6 protein-coding genes are annotated in these 4,135 nt (G+C 70.0%); all 6 read left to right on the top strand.

The window, feature by feature from the left end:
- Positions 1-115 precede the first annotated feature (115 nt).
- Positions 116-406, top strand: a complete 291-nt coding sequence (locus ABZ260_RS47825) for an antibiotic biosynthesis monooxygenase (protein ID WP_355631714.1) — start codon at positions 116-118, stop codon at positions 404-406.
- A gap of 50 nt (positions 407-456) precedes the next feature.
- Positions 457-1,374, top strand: coding sequence for an ABC transporter ATP-binding protein (locus ABZ260_RS47820; RefSeq protein WP_350952135.1), 918 nt, complete (start codon positions 457-459; stop codon positions 1,372-1,374).
- The gene (locus ABZ260_RS47815; RefSeq protein ID WP_355631711.1) at positions 1,364-2,134 is read left to right on the top strand and encodes an ABC transporter permease; all 771 of its coding nucleotides are present in this window, start codon (positions 1,364-1,366) and stop codon (positions 2,132-2,134) included. The genes ABZ260_RS47820 and ABZ260_RS47815 overlap by 11 nt, the downstream gene beginning before the upstream one ends.
- Positions 2,131-2,928, top strand: coding sequence for an ABC transporter permease (locus tag ABZ260_RS47810; protein ID WP_355631708.1), 798 nt, complete (start codon positions 2,131-2,133; stop codon positions 2,926-2,928). The genes ABZ260_RS47815 and ABZ260_RS47810 overlap by 4 nt, the downstream gene beginning before the upstream one ends.
- Positions 2,929-2,960: 32 nt before the next feature.
- The gene (locus tag ABZ260_RS47805) at positions 2,961-3,332 is read left to right on the top strand and encodes a DoxX family protein (RefSeq protein ID WP_355631705.1); all 372 of its coding nucleotides are present in this window, start codon (positions 2,961-2,963) and stop codon (positions 3,330-3,332) included.
- Between the two features lie 300 nt (positions 3,333-3,632).
- On the top strand, positions 3,633-4,135 hold a 503-nt coding region (locus ABZ260_RS47800; RefSeq protein ID WP_355631702.1), incomplete at its 3' end, for a copper resistance CopC family protein.

The following is a 4,135-nucleotide window of genomic DNA, read 5'->3' as shown; positions in this document are numbered from 1 at the left end:
CTCCCCGAAGTCCTCCGTTACGCCGCCGACAACGGCATCGGGTACATCGCGCACAACGAGACCCGGGGCGACATCGACTACTACGACCAGTACCTAGAGAAGATCAGGTCCAGTTATGCCGGTCATCACCGTCACCCGTTTCCAGGCCGACCCCGCCGACGCCGAGCAGCTCCGGACCCGGCACGCCGCCCTGGTCTCCGCCACCCGGGCCGCCTTTCCCGGACTCACCGAAGCGCGCCTCGGCCGGCTCGGCGACGAGACGTGGGTGGGCATCTGGCACTGGGATTCGGCCGCGAGCCTGCGGGCGGCCCGCCAGGCCGTACCCGGCAACGCCGAGGCCACCGCGGCCTTCTCGCTGACCCGCGATGCCGCGGTGGAGGACATCGAGGTCCTGGACGAGCACTGATCCCCCGTCCCGGCCCGCGGAAGGGGCCGGGACCCCCACGAGGAGATGACATGATCGAAATCGACGCGTTGACAAAGGTGTACGGGTCGGCGCAGGTCCGAGCGGTCGACGAGGTGTCGCTGCGCATCCCCGCCGGATCGGTCTTCGGCTTCCTGGGACCCAACGGCGCCGGCAAGACCACCACCATCAAGATGCTGGCCGGGCTGCTCACCCCCACCTCGGGCCAGGCCCGGCTGGGCGGCTTCGACGTGGTCCGCCGGCGTTCGGCCGCGATGGCGCAGTTCGGCGCCGTGCTGGAAGGCTCGCGCAACGTCTACTGGAGCCTGTCGGCCTGGCAGAACCTGATGTACTTCGGCCGGCTCAAGGGCTTGCGCAAGGGCCAGGTCGCCGAGCGCGCGAAGGGTCTGCTGACCGATCTGGGCCTGTGGGAGCGGCGCGACGACAGGGTCGGCGGCTTCTCGCGCGGCATGCAGCAGAAGGTCGCGATCGCCGTCGCCCTGATCGCCGCCCCGCCGATCGTGCTGCTGGACGAGCCGACGCTCGGCCTCGACGTCGAGGCCACCCGCACCGTCAAGAACTGGATCACCGAGCAGGCCCGCGAGCTCGGCACCACCATCCTGATCACCACGCACCGGCTCGATGTGGCCCAGGAGCTGTGTGACCGGGTGGCCGTCATCCGCCAGGGGCGGCTCGTGGCCGACCTGCCCACGCATGAGCTGCTGGCCGGCTTCCGCGAACGCGACAGGTACGAGATCCGCGTCGAAGGAGTGGCGCCACCCGGGTTCGACGCCGTCACCCGCGACGGCGTCACCACGATCAGCGTGCGGGTGAGCGATCCGATCGAGGTGTACGACGTGGTCGAGCGCCTGCGCACGCAGGGGGTCGTCCTGGAGTCGCTGACCCAGGTGCAGCCCGATCTGGAGGATGTGTTCCTCACCCTGGTGAACGAGCCGTCCCATGCTGCTTAACGTCCTGGGCGCGGAGATCGGCAAGGGCCTGCGCGTTCAGCTGGCCCACCCGGTCGGACACGTCATCACGCTGCTGATCAGCACCATGATGTACCTCGGCCTGCAGTTCGTCCTGGGCCAGGGCGAGCTGCGCCAGGATCTGCTGCCGCAGACCCTGGTCGCGATCGGCGGCTACTGGTTCCTGCAGTACGCCGGCCTGGTGATGGTGGCCGACCTCATCGAGGAGAAACGCGCCGGCACCTTCGCCCAGGCGCAGATGACCCCGGCGCCGCCGTGGCTGCCGATGCTCGGCCGGCTGATCACCGCCTCGGTGTTCGGACTGGCGGTGGCGGCCGTCGCCTCCCTCGTCCCGATGCTGGTGGCCGGGATCTCGATCCCGCTGCGCTGGGCGGCGCTCCTGCCGGCCGTGCTCCTGGGGGTGAACGTGCTGGCTTTCACGTTCCTGCTGGCGGCCCTCGCGCTGGTCTCCCCGATGATCGGCGCCCTGCAGTCGCTGTTCACCTCGCTGATACTGCTGCTCAACGGCTCGTTCCTGCCGCCGGCCCTCTATCCGGACTGGCTGGCCGTACTGGCCAGAGTCCTGCCCACCACACTGGGCATCGAGGCGATCACCCAGACGCTGTTCGAGGGCCGGAGCCTGGCCGAGGTCTGGAACGCCGGCGCACTGCCCTGGCTGCTCGCCCACACCCTCGCGCTCACCGTCGTCAGCGGCCTGCTGTTCGTCCGCAACCACCGCCGAGCGCTGCAGGAGTCGTCATGACCTTCGCCCGCGGATTCGCCGCCGAGGTCCGCAAGGGCCTGCTCAACCTCGCCGCCGGATGGCGCGAAAGCCTCATCCAGATGATCACGTTCCCGCTGTTCTACCTGCTCATCGTGCTGTTCATGGGGCGCGGGCAGCTACGTGCGGAACTGCTGCCGCCGGTGCTGGTCGGCATGGTGGCGCTGACCTTCATCCATGAGCAGGTCAACCGGGTGTTCTGGAGCTATCTGGGCGACATCCAGTCCGGTGTTCTGGAACAGACCTACCTGACCCCGCTGCCCTCGGCCGCGAGCATCCTCGGCCGTCAGGTGGCCGCCGTGATCTCGGCCTTGCCCACCGCGCTGGCCGTGCTGGCCACCGGCGTCGTCGCCATCACCACTCAGGGCGGGCGGCTGCCCTTCGACGCGCAGGTGATCGTGCCGCTGGCCGCCATCGTGCTGGGTACCTGCGGGCTGGCTCTCATCTTGTGCGGGCTGACCCTGGTGTTCAAACGCATCGAGATCATCACCCAGCTGTCCGTGGCCGTCTACGCCATCGTGGGCGGCACGCTGGTCCCCCTGGCCGCCATGCCGGACCCGATCGCCTTCCTCAGCCGGCTGCTGGTGCCCATCGCGCCCGGCATCGAGGCGATGCGCGACATCCTGCTCGGCGGCCACTCCCTGGCCACCCTCCCAACCGGCTGGGGCCTGGCGTGGCTGCTGGCCCAGCCGCTGCTCATCACCACCGCCGGGGTGGTCCTGTTCAACCGGCTCGAACACCTCGCCCGGCACCGCGGCACCCTCGGCCGCTACTAGGCCAAGAACCCGAAAGAAAGAGAGCACCTGACATGAACGTGTTCCTGTGGATTCTGCAGGCCCTCCTGGCCGCCGTCTTCGGCCTGGCCGGGGTCATGCATGCCGGCCGGCCCAGGGAGAGACTGCGCCCCATGCTGCCCTGGGTGGAGGACTTCACCCCCACCCAGATCCGCCTGATCGGCATGGTCGAACTTCTCGGCGCCCTCGGCCTGCTCCTGCCCGCCGTCACCGGCATCGCCCCGATCCTCACCCCGCTGGCCGCCACCGGCCTGGCCATCACCATGCTCGGCGCCGCGGCCACCCACGCCCGCCGCAAAGAGCCGTCGGCCATCGCCGTCAACGTGGTACTGCTCGCGCTGGCCGCTGTCATCGCCTGGGGCCGCTTCGGCCCTCACTCCTTCTGACCCTCCGTCCCGCTCGAGGTCGTGAACGCCTCGGGCAGGACGTCAGCGCAGGTGGGAGGCGCCGTCGACCTGGACGCACCTGCAGGCCCGTACCTGGTCGAGTTCGCCCCCCGCCACCCGGTCACCCAGCTGACTCATGAGCCACTGTTGCTTTGGAAACTTCCTCATTGCCACCGGGTCCCCGGGAAACGGCGACGTCCGACGCCCCGGCCGCCCCTGCCCCCGGGCGCGATTCCCCAGCGCGAGGTGAAGGTGGGAACATGTCGAGGTCATGAAGCACCCAACGGAAGGCCATGATCGGTGAGGCGGCTACTCACGGTCCTGTTGCTCGCGTGCGCCGCGCTGCTCGGCGCGGTCACCCCGGCGCAGGCCCACAACGTGCTGATCGACAGCGACCCCAAGGACGGTGCCGAGCTGGCCACCGGCCCCGAGACGATCACGCTCACCTTCGACCAGCCTGTCCGGCAGGGCTTCGCGCAGATCAGCGTGACCGGTCCCGACGGCACGCGGTGGGAGGACGGCAAGACGGCGGTGGACAGAGCGAAGGCCAGCGTCCGGGTGAAGGCCCTCGGCCCCGCCGGGGAGTACGTGGTGGGCTACCGGATCCTCTCCGCCGACGGCCACCCGGTCTCCAGCAAGATCACCTTCACCCTGACGGCACCCGGCCCGGCCTCCTCGGAGCAGGCCGGTACCGAGCAGGCGCCTGCGGACCCGGCACCCACGGACCCGGCACCGACGACCGCGCGGACGATGGAAAGCCCGAGCCCCGCGCCCTTGTCGGAGTCGACCCGGTCGGCGTTGAG

The sequence above is a fragment of the Streptosporangium sp. NPDC006013 genome (assembly GCF_040614275.1).
Lineage (GTDB): Bacteria > Actinomycetota > Actinomycetes > Streptosporangiales > Streptosporangiaceae > Streptosporangium.
This window is presented reverse-complemented; position numbering and strand designations above follow the sequence as displayed.